This is a genomic window from Pseudomonas sp. P1_C12, from assembly GCF_056406435.1.
Genome location: NZ_JBFUAE010000005.1, coordinates 318,763 through 333,660, shown reverse-complemented (window position 1 = coordinate 333,660; position 14,898 = coordinate 318,763). Strand labels below are relative to the sequence as shown.

Here is a 14,898-nt window from a genome sequence, read left to right as displayed (position 1 = left end):
GTTATTCCTCAATCTCATTCAGGTTGCGCCCCGCCAGCGCGGCTTTCACCGTCGAGTCCAGGCGGCGGGCAGCAAAGGCGTCGGTCACTTGCGACAGACGCTTGGTCTGCTGCTCGATGGCATAACCATCGGTACCTTTCATCAGTTCGGTCAGTTCCTGCACCTGCATGTCGATGACCAGGCGCTCTTCGGCGTCGAGCAAGCGCTCGCCATCCGCCTCCAGAGCAGCCTGCACCGCCTCGATCAGGCGCTGGGCGTCGACCTGCTGCTCGCGCAATACGCGGGCAACCTTGTCGTCATTGGCGTGCTGGAACGAATCCTTGAGCATTTTGGCGATTTCGCCGTCGGTCAGACCGTAGGACGGCTTGACCTGGATGCTGGCCTCGACGCCCGAACCCAGTTCGCGGGCGGAAACACTGAGCAGACCGTCGGCATCGACCTGGAAGGTCACGCGAATCTTCGCCGCGCCAGCCACCATCGCCGGAATCCCGCGCAACTCGAAGCGTGCCAGGGAGCGGCAGTCGCTGATCAGCTCACGCTCGCCCTGCAATACGTGGATGGCCATGGCCGACTGGCCGTCTTTATAAGTGGTGAAGTCCTGGGCGCGGGCGACGGGGATGGTGGTGTTGCGCGGAATCACCTTCTCCATCAGGCCGCCCATGGTTTCCAGCCCCAGGGACAACGGAATCACGTCGAGCAGCAGCAATTCGCTGCCATCACGCTTGTTACCGGCCAACGTATCGGCCTGGATCGCAGCGCCGATCGCTACCACTTGATCCGGATCGATTTCTGTCAGCGGCTCACGGCCGAAGGCTTCGGCGACGGCGTCACGAACGCGAGGAACGCGAGTCGAACCACCCACCATGACCACGGCATGCACGTCTTCCAGCTCGATACCGGAATCACGAACAGCGCGGCGGCAGGCCTTCAGGCTGCGGGCAACCATCGGCTCGATCAGCGCATTGAAGGCTTCACGAGTGAGTTCAGCCTTCCAGTCGCCATAAGCGACTTCGACGCTCGCAGAGTTGGTCAGCGCTTCTTTTGCCGCACAAGCAGTCTGCAGCAGGTTGCGTTGCACGCCCGGGTCGAGATCGGCGGACAGGCCAGCGCTCTCGATGATCCAGCCAGCGATCGCGTGGTCGAAGTCGTCGCCGCCCAGGGCGCTGTCGCCGCCGGTAGCCAGGACTTCGAAGACACCGCCGGTCAGGCGCAGAATCGAAATATCGAAGGTGCCGCCGCCCAGGTCGTAAATCGCGACCAGGCCTTCGGCGTGCTGGTCCAGACCGTAAGCCACGGCTGCCGCGGTCGGCTCATTGAGCAAGCGCAGCACGTTCAGACCTGCCAGCTTGGCCGCATCCTTGGTGGCTTGACGCTGAGCGTCGTCGAAATAGGCCGGAACGGTGATCACCGCGCCCACCAGTTCGCCGCCCAAGGTCGCTTCGGCGCGTTGACGCAGGACCTTGAGGATATCGGCGGAGACTTCGACCGGGCTTTTCGGGCCCTGGATCGTGTCGATGAACGGCATGTGCGACTCGCCGCCGACAAAGCGGTACGGCAACTGATCGCCCAACTGCTTGACGTCGGACAGACCACGCCCCATCAAGCGCTTGACCGACAGCACGGTGTTCAACGGATCGGTGGCGGCGGCCAGTTTGGCGGATTCGCCAACCTCGACGCGATCAGCGTGGTAGCGCACGGCAGACGGCAGGATGACCCGCCCTTCTGCGTCGGCAAGCGGCTCGGAAAGACCACTGCGCAATGCAGCGACCAGCGAATTGGTAGTGCCCAAGTCGATCCCCACAGCCAGACGACGCTGGTGCGGTTGAGGACTTTGGCCGGGTTCGGCGATCTGCAGTAGGGCCATCGTTATCAGGACTTATCTGTATATCAGGCGTGCGACCGGAGCGGCACTGGGTTAATCGTCGAGGCGCTCTTCTAACTGGCGCACTTCGTAGGTGAGCTTGTCGAGAAACTGCATGCGCCGCATCAGGCGCTCGGCCTGCTCACGTTGCGCTGCATCATTCCAGCAAGCCGCGAAGCTTTGGTTCAGTACATCCTGAGCGGTTTTCAAGCGACGCTTGAACGCTGCAACACCGGCCAAATCGGCACTGTCTTGCAGGTCTTCGAGCTCTTCACGCAACTCCATCTGCTGCAGAAGAAACTCCGGATCATGCACCGTGACCTCCAGCGGCAGCTCGCCACCATTCAAGGCGAGCAGGTAACGCGCGCGCTTGGGTGGACTCTTGAGCGTCTGGTAGGCCTCGTTGAGGCTCGCGGATTGCTCCAGCGCCAACCGCTGCTCGCGCTCGGAAGCGTCAGCAAAGCGGTCCGGATGAACGCCGCGCGCCAACTCTCGGTAGCGCGTAGCCAGCTGATCGAGGTCCAGATTGAAACTCGGTTGCAGCTCGAATAAAGCGAAATGACAAGGAGTACCCACGACAAGCCTCAGATGTTGAAGCTTTCGCCGCAGCCACATTCACCGCGCACGTTGGGGTTGTTGAACTTGAAGCCTTCGTTCAACCCTTCCTTGACGAAATCGAGCTCGGTGCCGTCCAGGTAGGCCAGGCTTTTCGGGTCGATGATCACTTTTTCGCCGTGACTTTCGAACACCTGGTCCTCTGCAACCACCTCGTCGACAAACTCCAGCACGTAGGCAAGGCCGGAACAGCCTGTGGTGCGAACACCCAGACGAATCCCTTCACCTTTGCCGCGCCCGTCGAGGGAGCGCCGCACGTGTCGAGCAGCCGCTTCTGTCATGCTGATAGCCATCGGTGACTCCTTACTCGTCGCCAAAACTCGAAAATCAGATCAAGCCTTTCTTCTGCTTGTAATCGCGAACAGCCGCCTTGATGGCGTCTTCAGCGAGTACCGAGCAGTGGATTTTCACTGGCGGCAGGGCCAGTTCTTCAGCCAGCTGGGTGTTCTTGATGGTTTCCGCTTCGTCCAGGGTCTTGCCCTTCATCCACTCGGTGGCGAGGGAGCTGGAAGCGATTGCCGAACCGCAGCCATAGGTCTTGAACTTGGCATCTTCGATGATGCCGGCGTCGTTGACCTTGATCTGCAGGCGCATCACGTCGCCGCACGCCGGAGCGCCGACCATGCCGGTGCCGACATCAGGGTCTTCCGCGTCCATCTTGCCGACGTTGCGCGGGTTTTCGTAGTGGTCGATGACCTTTTCGCTGTAAGCCATGATTCTTAATCCTCACTCATCAGAGAGTCGCTCTTGAAGCCCTGAAACCTGAGTTTACAGGGCTGATTGCGGCGACTTGAAATCAGTGTGCCGCCCACTCGATTTTCGAAATGTCGACACCGTCTTTGTACATGTCCCACAGCGGCGACAGAGCGCGCAGCTTGGTAACGGCCTCGCAGACTTTCTGCGCGGCGTAGTCGATTTCTTCTTCGGTCGTGAAGCGGCCGAAGGTGAAGCGGATCGAGCTGTGTGCCAGTTCGTCGTTGCGGCCCAGGGCCCGCAGTACGTACGAAGGCTCAAGGGACGCCGAGGTGCAGGCCGAACCGGACGAAACCGCCAGATCCTTGAGCGCCATGATCAGCGACTCGCCTTCAACGTAGTTGAAACTCAGGTTCAGGTTGTGCGGAACGCGGGCGGTCATGCTGCCGTTGACGTACAGCTCTTCCAGGTGCTCGACCTGCTTGTAGAAGCGGTCGCTCAACGCCTTGATGCGTGCGTTCTCGGCAGCCATGTCTTCCTTGGCTACGCGGAAAGCTTCGCCCATGCCGACGATCTGGTGGGTCGCCAGGGTGCCGGAACGCATGCCGCGCTCATGACCACCACCGTGCATGGTCGCTTCGATACGTACGCGCGGCTTGCGGCTTACGTACAGGGCGCCGATGCCTTTAGGACCGTAGGTCTTGTGGGCGGAGAACGACATCATGTCGACTTTCAGCTTCTGCAGGTCGATCTCGACCTTGCCGGTGGACTGGGCGGCGTCGACGTGGAACAGGATGCCCTTGGAGCGGAGCAGTTCGCCGATCGCTGCGATGTCGTTGACGGTGCCGATTTCGTTATTCACGTGCATGACCGAAACCAGGATGGTGTCGTCGCGCAGTTCGGCTTCGATCATCTCCGGGGTCACCAGGCCATCGGTGCGAGGCTCGATGTAGGTCACTTCGAAGCCTTCACGCTCCAGTTGGCGCATGGTGTCCAGGACAGCCTTGTGCTCAATCTTGGTGGTGATCAGGTGCTTGCCCTTGGTGGCATAGAAATGCGCCGCACCCTTGATTGCCAGGTTGTCGGATTCGGTGGCACCGGAGGTCCAGACGATTTCACGCGGGTCGGCGTTGACCAGGTCAGCGACCTGACGACGGGCATTTTCGACGGACTCTTCGGCTTTCCAGCCGAACACGTGGGAACGGGACGCCGGGTTACCGAAGTTTCCGTCGACCAGCAGGCATTCACTCATTTTTTGCGCAACACGCGGATCAACCGGGGTGGTCGCAGAGTAATCAAGGTAAATCGGCAATTTCATGGACTATCTCCTAAATCAGGCTGGCTGGCGTGCCGCTAGCTCTTCGGCTGTCATTCGACGGCGGACGCTTCAATCTTGTCCAGGCGTGGCGCCTTGCTGTTGCAACGGCGCTGGTCCTGACGCTGGGCTACTTCTTGCACCTCACGGCGAGTCACAAGGTCAGCCAAGCTGATACCGCTCAGAAATTCGTGAATCTGCAGGCTCAGATCGCACCACAAGTGGTGAGTCAGGCAAGTGTCGCCGGAATGGCAATCACCCTGCCCCTGGCATTTGGTTGCATCGACCGATTCGTTCACCGCATCGATCACCTGGGCGACCTGGATGCCCTGCATGTCGCGGGACAATTGGTAGCCACCGCCCGGACCGCGCACGCTGGACACCAGATTGCTGCGGCGCAATTTGGCGAAAAGCTGTTCGAGGTAGGACAGGGAGATGCCTTGGCGCTCGGAGATATCGGCCAGGGACACGGGCCCGTGCTGCGCGTGCAATGCCAGATCGAGCATGGCGGTCACGGCGTATCGGCCTTTTGTAGTCAGTCGCATGGACAATTACCACGGAGTTCGGAATGAGGCGAGTATGCAATTCCCGAGTATTTAAGTCAACTATAAGACCTAGTACTTTAGTCAGGTTTACCCGCAAAAGAGCGGCAGCATCATAGCAGGATCTACGGCGCAATGGCACACCGGTGAGCGCGCTGCCATTGTCTGAATACGACCCGTAGGAGCTGCCGCAGGCTGCGATCTTTTGACCTTTGCTTACAAGGGCAAAATCAAAAGATCGCAGCCTGCGGCAGCTCCTACGCCTGACTCTGATCCTTGTCCTTCACACAGGCAAAGTCTTCTTCGCGCAGCTCAGGCAGATCTTTCGCACAGTAATTGCTGCCCAGGTCCTTCAGCGCCCCGCACATCCCCTCCAGGCGCCCATCGACCGCCTGCAAGTGATCGAGCAGCTGACCAATGGCACGCGCCACCGGGTCGGGCATGTCTTCGCTGAGGCCGTAGGCATCAAAACCGATCTTCTCGGCCATGGCCTTGCGCTTGGCGTCCTGCTCGACATCGGACTTGACGATGATCCGCCCCGGAATACCCACCACAGTGGCACCCGGCGGCACTTCCTTGGTCACTACAGCATTGGAACCCACCTTGGCCCCGGCACCGACAGTGAACGGGCCGAGCACCTTCGCGCCCGCCCCGACCACTACGCCATCACCCAAGGTCGGGTGACGCTTACCCTTGTTCCAGCTGGTGCCGCCCAGGGTTACGCCCTGGTAAATAGTGACGTCATCGCCGATCTCGGCGGTTTCACCGATAACGATGCCCATGCCATGGTCAATGAAGAAGCGACGCCCCACCTTGGCCCCCGGATGGATCTCGATCCCGGTCAACCAGCGACCGAAGTTCGACACCAGCCGCGCCAGCCATTTCAGGTCCGCGCGCCACAGCATCGCCGACAAACGGTGAATCCAGATGGCGTGCATGCCGGGGTAGCAGGTCAGGACTTCAAAAGCGTTACGCGCCGCCGGGTCTCGGTGGAATACGCTCTGGATATCTTCACGCAAACGCTCGAACATCATTAATCCTTCCGCTTAAGGAGCTCGCCACGGGCCGCTTTCTGGGTTTCCGTGAGGATGCCACGCAAAATATTCATTTCCGCCCGGCTGACCGAGCTGCGTCCGTACAACCGGCGCAGGCGCGCCATCAAGTGCCGAGGCTTTTCCGGATCGAGGAATTCGATGGCCACCAGGGTCTGCTCCAGGTGTTCATAGAATCGCTCCAGCTCGTCCATGGTCGCCAGCTCAGCGCTTTTGACCGAGGCCACTTCTTCCTTCTCGACCTTGCTCGGCTGACCTTGCGCGGCCAGCCAGGACATGCGCACTTCATAACCCAACACCTGCACCGCCGCCCCAAGGTTCAGCGAGCTGAACTCAGGGTCTGATGGAATGTGCACGTGATAATGACATCGCTGCAGCTCTTCGTTGGTCAGGCCGGAGTCTTCACGACCGAACACCAGGGCGATTTGGGCACCCTGCCCGGCTTCCTCGACCACCTTCGTTCCGCACTCGCGGGGGTCGAGTAGCGGCCAGGGAATACGCCGGTCGCGGGCACTGGTACCCAACACCAGGTTGCAGCCAACCAAGGCATCTTCCAAGGTGGCGACGACTTGCGCTTTTTCAAGGATGTCGCCGGCACCGGAAGCACGGGCATCGGCCTCGTGGTGCGGGAACAGGCGCGGTTCGACCAGCACCAGCCGCGACAGGCCCATGTTCTTCATGGCACGCGCAGCCCCGCCGATATTGCCCGGATGACTGGTATTGACCAGGACGACACGAATGTTTTGCAGCAAGGGAGGCGCTCACGAACACGATAATCGGGAGCGGAATCTTACAGCTGTAGCAACCGTTAAGCCATGAAAGCGAACGTCGTCCTTCTCCTGTAGAAACTTTCTGATAGAATGCCCGGCTTTCTTTAACAACCTTAGGTGACACATCCATGCAGCCCATGCTGAATATCGCGCTGCGCGCCGCCCGCAGCGCCAGTGAATTGATCTTCCGCTCCATCGAGCGCCTGGATACCATCAAGGTCGACGAAAAAGACGCCAAGGATTACGTATCCGAGGTGGATCGCGCCGCCGAACAGAAAATCATCGACGCCCTGCGCAAGGCCTACCCGAATCACTCGATCATGGGTGAAGAGACCGGCATGCACGCCGGCACCGGCATCGAAGGCGAAGAGTACCTGTGGATCATCGATCCGCTGGACGGCACCACCAACTTCCTGCGCGGCATTCCTCATTTCGCTGTCAGCATCGCCTGCAAATACCGCGGTCGCCTGGAACACGCTGTTGTTCTGGACCCGGTTCGCCAGGAAGAATTCACCGCCAGCCGTGGTCGCGGCGCTCAACTGAACGGTCGTCGCCTGCGCGTCAGCGGTCGCACCAGCCTGGACGGCGCCCTGCTGGGTACCGGCTTCCCGTTCCGTGACGACCAGATGGACAACCTCGACAACTACCTGGGCATGTTCCGCGCCCTGGTTGGCCAGACTGCCGGCATCCGCCGCGCAGGTTCCGCGAGCCTGGACCTGGCCTACGTGGCCGCCGGCCGTTTCGACGCCTTCTGGGAGTCGGGCCTGTCCGAGTGGGACATGGCTGCAGGCGCCCTGCTGATCCAGGAAGCTGGTGGCCTGGTAAGCGACTTCACCGGCGGTCACGACTTCCTTGAGAAAGGCCACGTCGTTGCCGGCAACACCAAATGCTTCAAGGCAGTCCTGACGGCGATCCAGCCGCACCTGCCAGCCTCGCTGAAGCGCTAAGCTTCCAGCGACAGAAAAGCACCTTTCGGGGTGCTTTTTTTATGCCTGCGATTCGCCCCGAAATACTGTAGGAGCGAGCTTGCTCGCGATGAGCGTTAACGATAACGCGTGCATTCAGGATGAATACGGCGCCTCTGGGTTTTTCGCGAGCAAGCTCGCTCCTACAGGGACTCGCGGTGACGCTTGAATCGCGAGCACAAAAAAGCACCCCGCAGGGTGCTTCTTTTTTAATCCGGCATCAGCAGATCACTGAGCCGCCTGATTCTCCGACAAGATCAGCTTGCCTTCCTTATCCACCGGAATCTGGTTGCCTGGATCACGATCCATGCGCACCTTGCCTTCCTTGCCGTCCAGCGAATACCGCACGTCGTAACCTACAACCTTGTCACTGATGTCGTTAACCGTGTTACAGCGGGTCTGGGTCGTGGTGTAGGTATCACGCTCTTGCATTCCTTCCTGCACCTTGTTGCCGGCATAACCACCACCGACAGCGCCCGCGACCGTGGCGATCTTCTTGCCGGTACCGCCACCGATCTGGTTACCCAGCAAACCACCTGCCAATGCACCGACCACCGTACCGGCGATCTGATGTTGATCTTTCACCGGCGCCTGCCGGGTGACCGCTACATCCTTGCATACTTCACGTGGAGTCTTGATTTGTGTCTTGACCGGCTCAACGGCGAGTACTTGTGCGTACTCCGGGCCGCTTTTAACCAGGCTGTAGGTGGCCACAGCACCCCCGGCAGTCACACCGACAGCACCCAGTACAGCACCAACCAGCATCGACTTGTTCACATGAACCTCCTGGACCATCACATGCGGAACATGTCCGCGCTTCTCCCAGCCTTGGAGCACAAAAAAAGGCGCGAGTTCAACTCGCGCCTTTTTTGGACTACATCACTGGGAGACCGCTTTGGAAAAAAGAGCCCCCTCAAGGACGGTCGTCGACTTCCTTCTCGGTATTGGCCGGAGGAATCAGGTCTTCAGTGCTCAGGTTCAGCCAGATCAGCACCACGTTCGCGATGTAGATCGACGAGTAAGTACCCGCCAGAACACCGATGAACAGGGCAATGGAGAAACCGAACAGGTTGTCGCCACCGAAGAACAGCAGGGCCGCGATCGCCAGCAAAGTAGAGATCGAGGTGGCCATGGTACGCAGCAGGGTTTGCGTGGTCGAGATGTTGATGTTCTCGATCAGGCTGGCCTTGCGCAGTACACGGAAGTTCTCACGAACCCTGTCGAATACCACGATGGTGTCGTTGAGCGAGTAACCGATGATCGCCAGTACCGCCGCCAGCACCGTCAGGTCGAAGGTGATCTGGAAGAACGACAGGATACCGACGGTCACAATCACGTCGTGGATCAAGGACACGATCGCACCGACCGCAAACTTCCACTGAAAGCGGAACGCCAGGTAGATCAGGATGCCGCCCAGCGCCATCAGCATGCCGAGGCCGCCCTGGTCGCGCAGCTCTTCACCCACCTGTGGGCCGACGAACTCGACACGCTTGACCGTCGCCGGGTTCTCGCCACCCACCATCTGCAAGGCTTCGGCGACCTGGTGACCCAGTTGCGGGTCTTCGCCAGGCATACGCACCAGCAGGTCGGTGGTCGCACCGAAGTTCTGCACGATGGCTTCGTGATAACCCGCGGTCACCAGTTGCTCACGCACCTTGGTGACATCGGCCGGACGCTCATAGGTCAGCTCGATGAGCGTACCACCGGTGAAGTCCAGCCCCCAGTTCATGCCCTTGTGGAAGACACTGAACATTGCCAGCGCGGTAAGGAACAATGTGACGCCGAACGCAAAGTTGCGAACGCCCATGAAGTTGATTGTACGTAACATGGCAGCCCCTTAAATCCACAACTTCTTGAAGTCACGACCGCCGAAGATCAGGTTGACCATCGCGCGGGTCACCATGATGGCCGTGAACATCGAGGTAAAGATCCCGAGGGACATGGTCACTGCGAAGCCCTTGACCGGGCCGGTGCCCATGGCAAAGAGGATGCCGCCGACCAGCAAGGTGGTCAGGTTGGCGTCGAGAATCGCGGTGAATGCCCGGCCGAAGCCTTCGTTGATTGCGCGCTGCACGGTCATGCCGGCGGCGATCTCTTCACGAATCCGCGAGAAGATCAGCACGTTGGCGTCGACCGCCATGCCCATGGTCAACACGATACCGGCGATACCCGGCAGGGTCAGCGTTGCACCCAGCAGCGACATCAGGGCCAGCAGCATCACCATGTTCACCGCCAGAGCGACGGTGGCGATCAGGCCGAAGAAGCGGTAGATGGCCATGATGAACAGCGAGACGAACAGCATGCCCCACAGCGATGCATCAATACCCTTGGTGATGTTGTCGGCACCCAGGCTTGGGCCGATGGTACGTTCTTCAGCGAAGTACATCGGTGCAGCCAGACCACCGGCACGCAGCAGCAGCGCCAGTTCGGACGACTCACCCTGGCCATTCAGGCCAGTGATGCGGAACTGAGCACCCAGCGGCGACTGGATGGTCGCCAGGCTGATGATCTTCTTCTCTTCCTTGAAGGTCTGAACCGGCACGTCTTTCTCGACGCCGTTGACCATCTGCTTGGTGTAGGTGGTGATCGGACGCTGCTCGATGAAGATCACCGCCATGCTGCGACCGACGTTCGAACGGGTCGCACGGCTCATCAGCTCGCCGCCGTGACCATCCAGACGAATGTTCACTTCCGGTGTGCCATGCTCGCCGAAGCCAGCCTTGGCGTCGGTCACCTGGTCACCGGTGATGATCAGGCCACGCTCGATCAGCGCAGGAGGACGCTTGCCTTCACGGAACTCGAATTCCTCGGAAGTGGCTTTCGAAGCACCCGGCTCAGCAGCCAGACGGAACTCGAGGTTGGCCGTCTTGCCGAGGATACGCTTGGCTTCGGCAGTGTCCTGCACGCCCGGCAGCTCAACCACGATGCGGTTGGCGCCCTGACGCTGAACGATCGGTTCAGCAACACCCAGCTCGTTGACGCGGTTACGTACCGTGGTCAAGTTCTGCTTGATGGAGTATTCGCGGATTTCCGCCAGCTTGGCCGGGGTCATCGCCAGACGCAGCACCGCCTGACCATTGAGGTCGGCCGGAACAATGTCGAAATCGTTGAAGTTCTTGCGGATGATCGAACGGGCCTGCTCGCGGCTGTCTTCATCAGCGAAGCCCAGCTGGATAGCACCGCCCAGTTGCGGCAGGCTGCGATAGCGCAGCTTCTCTTTACGCAGCAGGCTCTTGACGTCGCCTTCGTAGACTTTCAGGCGCGCGTCGAGGGCTTTCTCCATGTCCACTTCCAGCAGGAAGTGCACACCACCGGACAAGTCCAGACCCAGCTTCATCGGGTGCGCAGCGAGGTTGCGCAGCCATTGCGGGGTGGTTTGTGCCAGGTTCAGTGCAACGACGTAGTCATCACCCAATGCCTTGCGCACGACGTCCTTGGCTGGCAGCTGGTCTTCAGCCTTGGTCAGGCGAATCAGGCCGCCCTTGCCGTTGGCAGCCAGGGTGGCAGCCTTGACGTTGATCCCGGATTCCTTGAGCGCAGCGCTCACACGGTCCAGATCAGCCTGATTGACTTGCAGTGCAGTGCTTGCACCGCTGACCTGAATGGCCGGGTCATCAGGATAAAGATTGGGAGCGGAATAAATCAGACCGACCGCCAGCACCGCCAGGATCAGAATGTATTTCCACAGAGGATATTTGTTCAGCATCACGCCGCCCGTTTATGACGCGGGGCGCCTTGCGCGCCCCGTCGATTGAATATGAAGTTGAAACTTAGATCGCTTTGAGCGTGCCTTTTGGCAGCGTGGCGGCAATGGCGCCTTTCTGGAACTTCATTTCGACGGTGTCGGAAACTTCCAGAACGACGAAATCGTCGGCCACTTTAGTGATCTTGCCGGCGATGCCACCGGTGGTCACAACTTCGTCGCCTTTCTGCAGGCTGCTCAGCAGGTTTTTCTGCTCTTTGGCGCGCTTGGCCTGTGGACGCCAGATCATCAGGTAGAAGATGACCAGGAAACCGACCAGGAAAATCCACTCGAAACCGCCACCCATTGGGCCCGCAGCAGGTGCAGCGGCGTCAGCCATGGCATTAGAGATAAAAAAGCTCATTTAGCACTCCAGTTGCAAATGTTGAATCTTGGGGTCAGAAAACTCAGTCCAAAGGCGGCACGGGAAGCCCGCGTTTGGCGTAGAAGGCATCGACAAAGGCGGCCAATGTACCCTGTTGAATAGCCTCGCGCAAACCAGCCATAAGCACTTGATAATGGCGCAAGTTATGGATGGTATTGAGCATGCTTCCCAGCATTTCGCCGCACTTGTCCAGGTGATGCAGATAAGCGCGGGAGAAGTTCTGGCAGGTATAGCAATCGCAGGTCGGATCGAGCGGCGAATCATCATGGCGATGGAACGCGTTACGGATCTTCAGCACGCCGGTATCGATGAACAGATGCCCGTTGCGGGCATTACGGGTTGGCATCACGCAATCGAACATGTCCACACCGCGGCGCACACCCTCAACCAAGTCTTCCGGTTTGCCAACGCCCATAAGGTAACGAGGTTTGTCAGCCGGCATCATGCCCGGCAGGTAATCCAGCACCTTGATCATTTCGTGCTTGGGCTCGCCCACCGACAGGCCGCCGATGGCCAGGCCGTCGAAGCCGATCTGGTCGAGGCCTTCCAGGGAGCGCATGCGCAGGTCCTGGTGCATGCCGCCCTGAACGATGCCGAACAGCGCCGCCGTGTTGTCGCCATGGGCTTCTTTCGAACGCTTGGCCCAACGCAGGGACAACTCCATGGAGATGCGGGCGACGTCTTCATCAGCCGGGTACGGCGTGCATTCGTCGAAAATCATCACAATGTCGGAGCCCAGGTCACGTTGAACCTGCATCGACTCTTCCGGGCCCATGAACACCTTGGCGCCGTCGACCGGGGAAGCGAAGGTCACGCCCTCCTCCTTGATCTTGCGCATGGCGCCCAGGCTGAACACCTGGAAACCGCCGGAGTCGGTCAGGATCGGGCCTTTCCACTGCATGAAATCGTGCAGGTCGCCGTGCTTCTTGATCACTTCCGTGCCCGGGCGCAGCCACAGGTGGAAGGTGTTGCCCAGAATGATTTCAGCGCCAGTCGCCTCGATATCCCGTGGCAGCATGCCCTTGACCGTGCCGTAGGTGCCCACCGGCATGAAGGCCGGGGTCTCGACGGTACCGCGCGGGAAGGTCAAACGACCGCGACGAGCCTTGCCATCAGTGGCCAGCAGCTCGAAAGACATACGACAGGTGCGACTCATACTGTTTCCTCTGGGCCCGATTCTTTAGGGGCAGTCGGCGCAGGATTACGCGTGATGAACATCGCATCACCGTAGCTGAAAAAGCGGTAACCGTTGTCCACGGCAGCCTTGTAGGCGGCCATGGTTTCGGGATAACCGGCGAACGCCGAAACCAGCATCAACAGCGTGGATTCGGGCAAATGGAAGTTGGTGACCAGGGCATCGACCACATGAAACGGCCGGCCCGGGAAGATGAAAATGTCGGTATCGCCGCTGAACGGCTTGAGCACGCCATCGCGGGCGGCGCTTTCCAGGGAACGCACGCTGGTGGTCCCCACCGCCACCACCCGACCACCGCGAGCGCGGCAGGCGGCAACGGCATCGACCACGTCCTGGCCGACCTCCAGCCATTCGCTGTGCATGTGGTGGTCTTCAAGCTTCTCCACGCGCACCGGCTGGAAGGTGCCAGCGCCGACGTGCAGGGTCACGAATGCAGTCTCGACGCCTTTGGCGGCAATCGCCTCCATCAGCACCTGATCGAAATGCAGCCCCGCCGTCGGCGCCGCCACCGCGCCCAAACGCTCGGCGTAGACGGTCTGGTAACGCTCGCGGTCGGCGCCTTCATCCGGGCGGTCTATATAAGGAGGCAGCGGCATGTGCCCGACGCGGTCGAGCAGCGGCAACACTTCTTCGGCGAACTTAAGCTCGAACAACGCATCGTGCCGCGCCAGCATCTCGGCCTCGCCACCGCCGTCGATCAGGATCTTCGACCCAGGCTTGGGCGACTTGCTGGACCGCACATGGGCCAGCACGCGATGACTGTCGAGCACCCGCTCCACCAGGATTTCCAGCTTGCCGCCGGAAGCCTTCTGGCCAAACAGCCGCGCCGGAATCACCCGGGTATTGTTGAACACCATCAAGTCGCCGGGGCGCAAATGCTCCAGCAAATCAGTGAATTGACGGTGTGCCAGGGCGCCGCTGACCCCATCCAGGGTCAACAGGCGACTATTGCGCCGCTCGGCCAGCGGATGGCGGGCGATCAGCGAATCAGGGAGCTCGAAGGTAAAGTCAGCAACGCGCATGATGGGGTGTCGTCTAGCAGGGCCGGGAAGTCTAGCGGAAATATCAAAAATTCTCCATGTACCTGATTGACCAGCGGTTATCTCATCTCTATACTTCGCCGCCATTGAGCCCTGATGGCGGAATTGGTAGACGCGGCGGATTCAAAATCCGTTTTCGAAAGGAGTGGGAGTTCGAGTCTCCCTCGGGGCACCAAAATTAAGAAAGGTCTTGCTTAGCAAGGCCTTTTTTTTCGCCCGCAAAAAAGCACCTGACACCCCACCGACAACGCCCTAACAACGCACTGACCTGTAGGAGCTGCCGAAGGCTGCGATCCTTTGATCCTGCTTTTCAACGCCACAACCCGAACCCGCTCGGCTAACGAATCAAGGATTCACACAATGGAATTGCCACTGGAAACCGTTGCCCTTTTCGGCCTCAAGCTGGCCTATGAGACTGAAGGTGAAAGTCCGATTTTGCGGGATGATCCGATCATGAGTGATTACGAGCGGGAGGTATTTGGCTTGCTGGTGCGCCGGGGTGATGTCGAGGGTATTCAGTTTAGAGTGGCACACTGTGTAGGTTTGGCGCTGGACGCTATAGGTGGTGTTGACACATTGCTAGGGCGTGAGCTGCATCGGTTGTCAGCTGATTTCAGCAATGCGCGGACGTTGGAGCAGCTTGAAGCGCCGCTCATTGCGCTTAGGGATTACTTGAAAGTTATTCAGTGAGTAATGAGGCTGCCCGAAGAGGGGAACATCTCA

Annotated in this window: 16 protein-coding genes and 1 tRNA gene; 3 read left to right on the top strand and 14 right to left on the bottom strand. The window is 59.7% G+C overall.

Features of this window, described 5'->3' with window-relative positions; all coding sequences use genetic code 11:
• Position 1: 1 nt before the first annotated feature.
• The 8 genes from hscA to trmJ all read right to left on the bottom strand — a co-directional run bounded on the left by hscA (position 2) and on the right by trmJ (position 6,830).
• On the bottom strand, positions 2-1,864 hold the full coding sequence (gene hscA / locus AC1D19_RS11930) for a Fe-S protein assembly chaperone HscA (RefSeq protein ID WP_477754700.1): 1,863 nt from the start codon (positions 1,862-1,864) through the stop codon (positions 2-4).
• Between the two features lie 51 nt (positions 1,865-1,915).
• The gene (gene hscB, locus AC1D19_RS11925) at positions 1,916-2,437 is read right to left on the bottom strand and encodes a co-chaperone HscB (protein ID WP_477754701.1); all 522 of its coding nucleotides are present in this window, start codon (positions 2,435-2,437) and stop codon (positions 1,916-1,918) included.
• An 8-nt stretch (positions 2,438-2,445) separates the two neighbouring features.
• Complete coding sequence (iscA, locus tag AC1D19_RS11920) at positions 2,446-2,769, bottom strand: iron-sulfur cluster assembly protein IscA (RefSeq protein ID WP_003227904.1); 324 nt, start codon at positions 2,767-2,769, stop codon at positions 2,446-2,448.
• 34 nt (positions 2,770-2,803) lie between these two features.
• Positions 2,804-3,190, bottom strand: coding sequence for a Fe-S cluster assembly scaffold IscU (gene iscU / locus AC1D19_RS11915; protein WP_007974006.1), 387 nt, complete (start codon positions 3,188-3,190; stop codon positions 2,804-2,806).
• A gap of 82 nt (positions 3,191-3,272) precedes the next feature.
• The gene (locus tag AC1D19_RS11910; RefSeq protein WP_057716303.1) at positions 3,273-4,487 is read right to left on the bottom strand and encodes an IscS subfamily cysteine desulfurase; all 1,215 of its coding nucleotides are present in this window, start codon (positions 4,485-4,487) and stop codon (positions 3,273-3,275) included.
• A gap of 50 nt (positions 4,488-4,537) precedes the next feature.
• Complete coding sequence (iscR, locus tag AC1D19_RS11905; protein ID WP_003227911.1) at positions 4,538-5,029, bottom strand: Fe-S cluster assembly transcriptional regulator IscR; 492 nt, start codon at positions 5,027-5,029, stop codon at positions 4,538-4,540.
• Positions 5,030-5,283: 254 nt separating this feature from the next.
• On the bottom strand, positions 5,284-6,057 hold the full coding sequence (gene cysE, locus AC1D19_RS11900; protein ID WP_477763294.1) for a serine O-acetyltransferase: 774 nt from the start codon (positions 6,055-6,057) through the stop codon (positions 5,284-5,286).
• A 2-nt stretch (positions 6,058-6,059) separates the two neighbouring features.
• Positions 6,060-6,830, bottom strand: coding sequence for a tRNA (cytosine(32)/uridine(32)-2'-O)-methyltransferase TrmJ (trmJ, locus tag AC1D19_RS11895; RefSeq protein ID WP_477763293.1), 771 nt, complete (start codon positions 6,828-6,830; stop codon positions 6,060-6,062).
• Positions 6,831-6,976: 146 nt separating this feature from the next.
• Between trmJ and suhB the strand changes: the two genes are divergently transcribed.
• Complete coding sequence (gene suhB / locus AC1D19_RS11890; protein WP_007982736.1) at positions 6,977-7,795, top strand: type III secretion system regulator SuhB; 819 nt, start codon at positions 6,977-6,979, stop codon at positions 7,793-7,795.
• 246 nt (positions 7,796-8,041) lie between these two features.
• On the opposite strand, the gene AC1D19_RS11885 is transcribed toward suhB, so the two are convergent.
• From AC1D19_RS11885 to queA, 6 genes are all read right to left on the bottom strand, one after another.
• A complete protein-coding gene (locus tag AC1D19_RS11885) occupies positions 8,042-8,590 on the bottom strand; it encodes a glycine zipper 2TM domain-containing protein (RefSeq protein WP_150728289.1) in 549 nt (182 codons plus the stop codon).
• A 136-nt stretch (positions 8,591-8,726) separates the two neighbouring features.
• Positions 8,727-9,641 carry a protein translocase subunit SecF gene (gene secF, locus AC1D19_RS11880; RefSeq protein WP_477763292.1) on the bottom strand — a complete coding sequence of 305 codons (915 nt, stop codon included), beginning with the start codon at positions 9,639-9,641 and terminating at the stop codon, positions 8,727-8,729.
• Positions 9,642-9,650: 9 nt separating this feature from the next.
• Entirely contained in the window at positions 9,651-11,519 is a 1,869-nt protein-coding gene (gene secD, locus AC1D19_RS11875; RefSeq protein ID WP_477755278.1) for a protein translocase subunit SecD, read from the bottom strand.
• Positions 11,520-11,583: 64 nt separating this feature from the next.
• Positions 11,584-11,919: a preprotein translocase subunit YajC gene (gene yajC, locus AC1D19_RS11870; protein WP_007982729.1), complete on the bottom strand. Its 336-nt coding sequence runs from the start codon at positions 11,917-11,919 to the stop codon at positions 11,584-11,586.
• Between the two features lie 43 nt (positions 11,920-11,962).
• Positions 11,963-13,078 (bottom strand): tRNA guanosine(34) transglycosylase Tgt, encoded by a 1,116-nt coding sequence (gene tgt / locus AC1D19_RS11865; RefSeq protein WP_191624894.1) that lies wholly within the window; start codon positions 13,076-13,078, stop codon positions 11,963-11,965.
• A 14-nt stretch (positions 13,079-13,092) separates the two neighbouring features.
• Positions 13,093-14,157 carry a tRNA preQ1(34) S-adenosylmethionine ribosyltransferase-isomerase QueA gene (queA, locus tag AC1D19_RS11860; protein WP_477763291.1) on the bottom strand — a complete coding sequence of 355 codons (1,065 nt, stop codon included), beginning with the start codon at positions 14,155-14,157 and terminating at the stop codon, positions 13,093-13,095.
• A 108-nt stretch (positions 14,158-14,265) separates the two neighbouring features.
• On the opposite strand from queA, the gene AC1D19_RS11855 reads away from it, so the two are divergent.
• Positions 14,266-14,350 (top strand) — tRNA-Leu (locus AC1D19_RS11855).
• A gap of 185 nt (positions 14,351-14,535) precedes the next feature.
• Positions 14,536-14,865 carry a hypothetical protein gene (locus tag AC1D19_RS11850; RefSeq protein WP_477755280.1) on the top strand — a complete coding sequence of 110 codons (330 nt, stop codon included), beginning with the start codon at positions 14,536-14,538 and terminating at the stop codon, positions 14,863-14,865.
• The last annotated feature ends 33 nt before the right edge of the window (positions 14,866-14,898 follow it).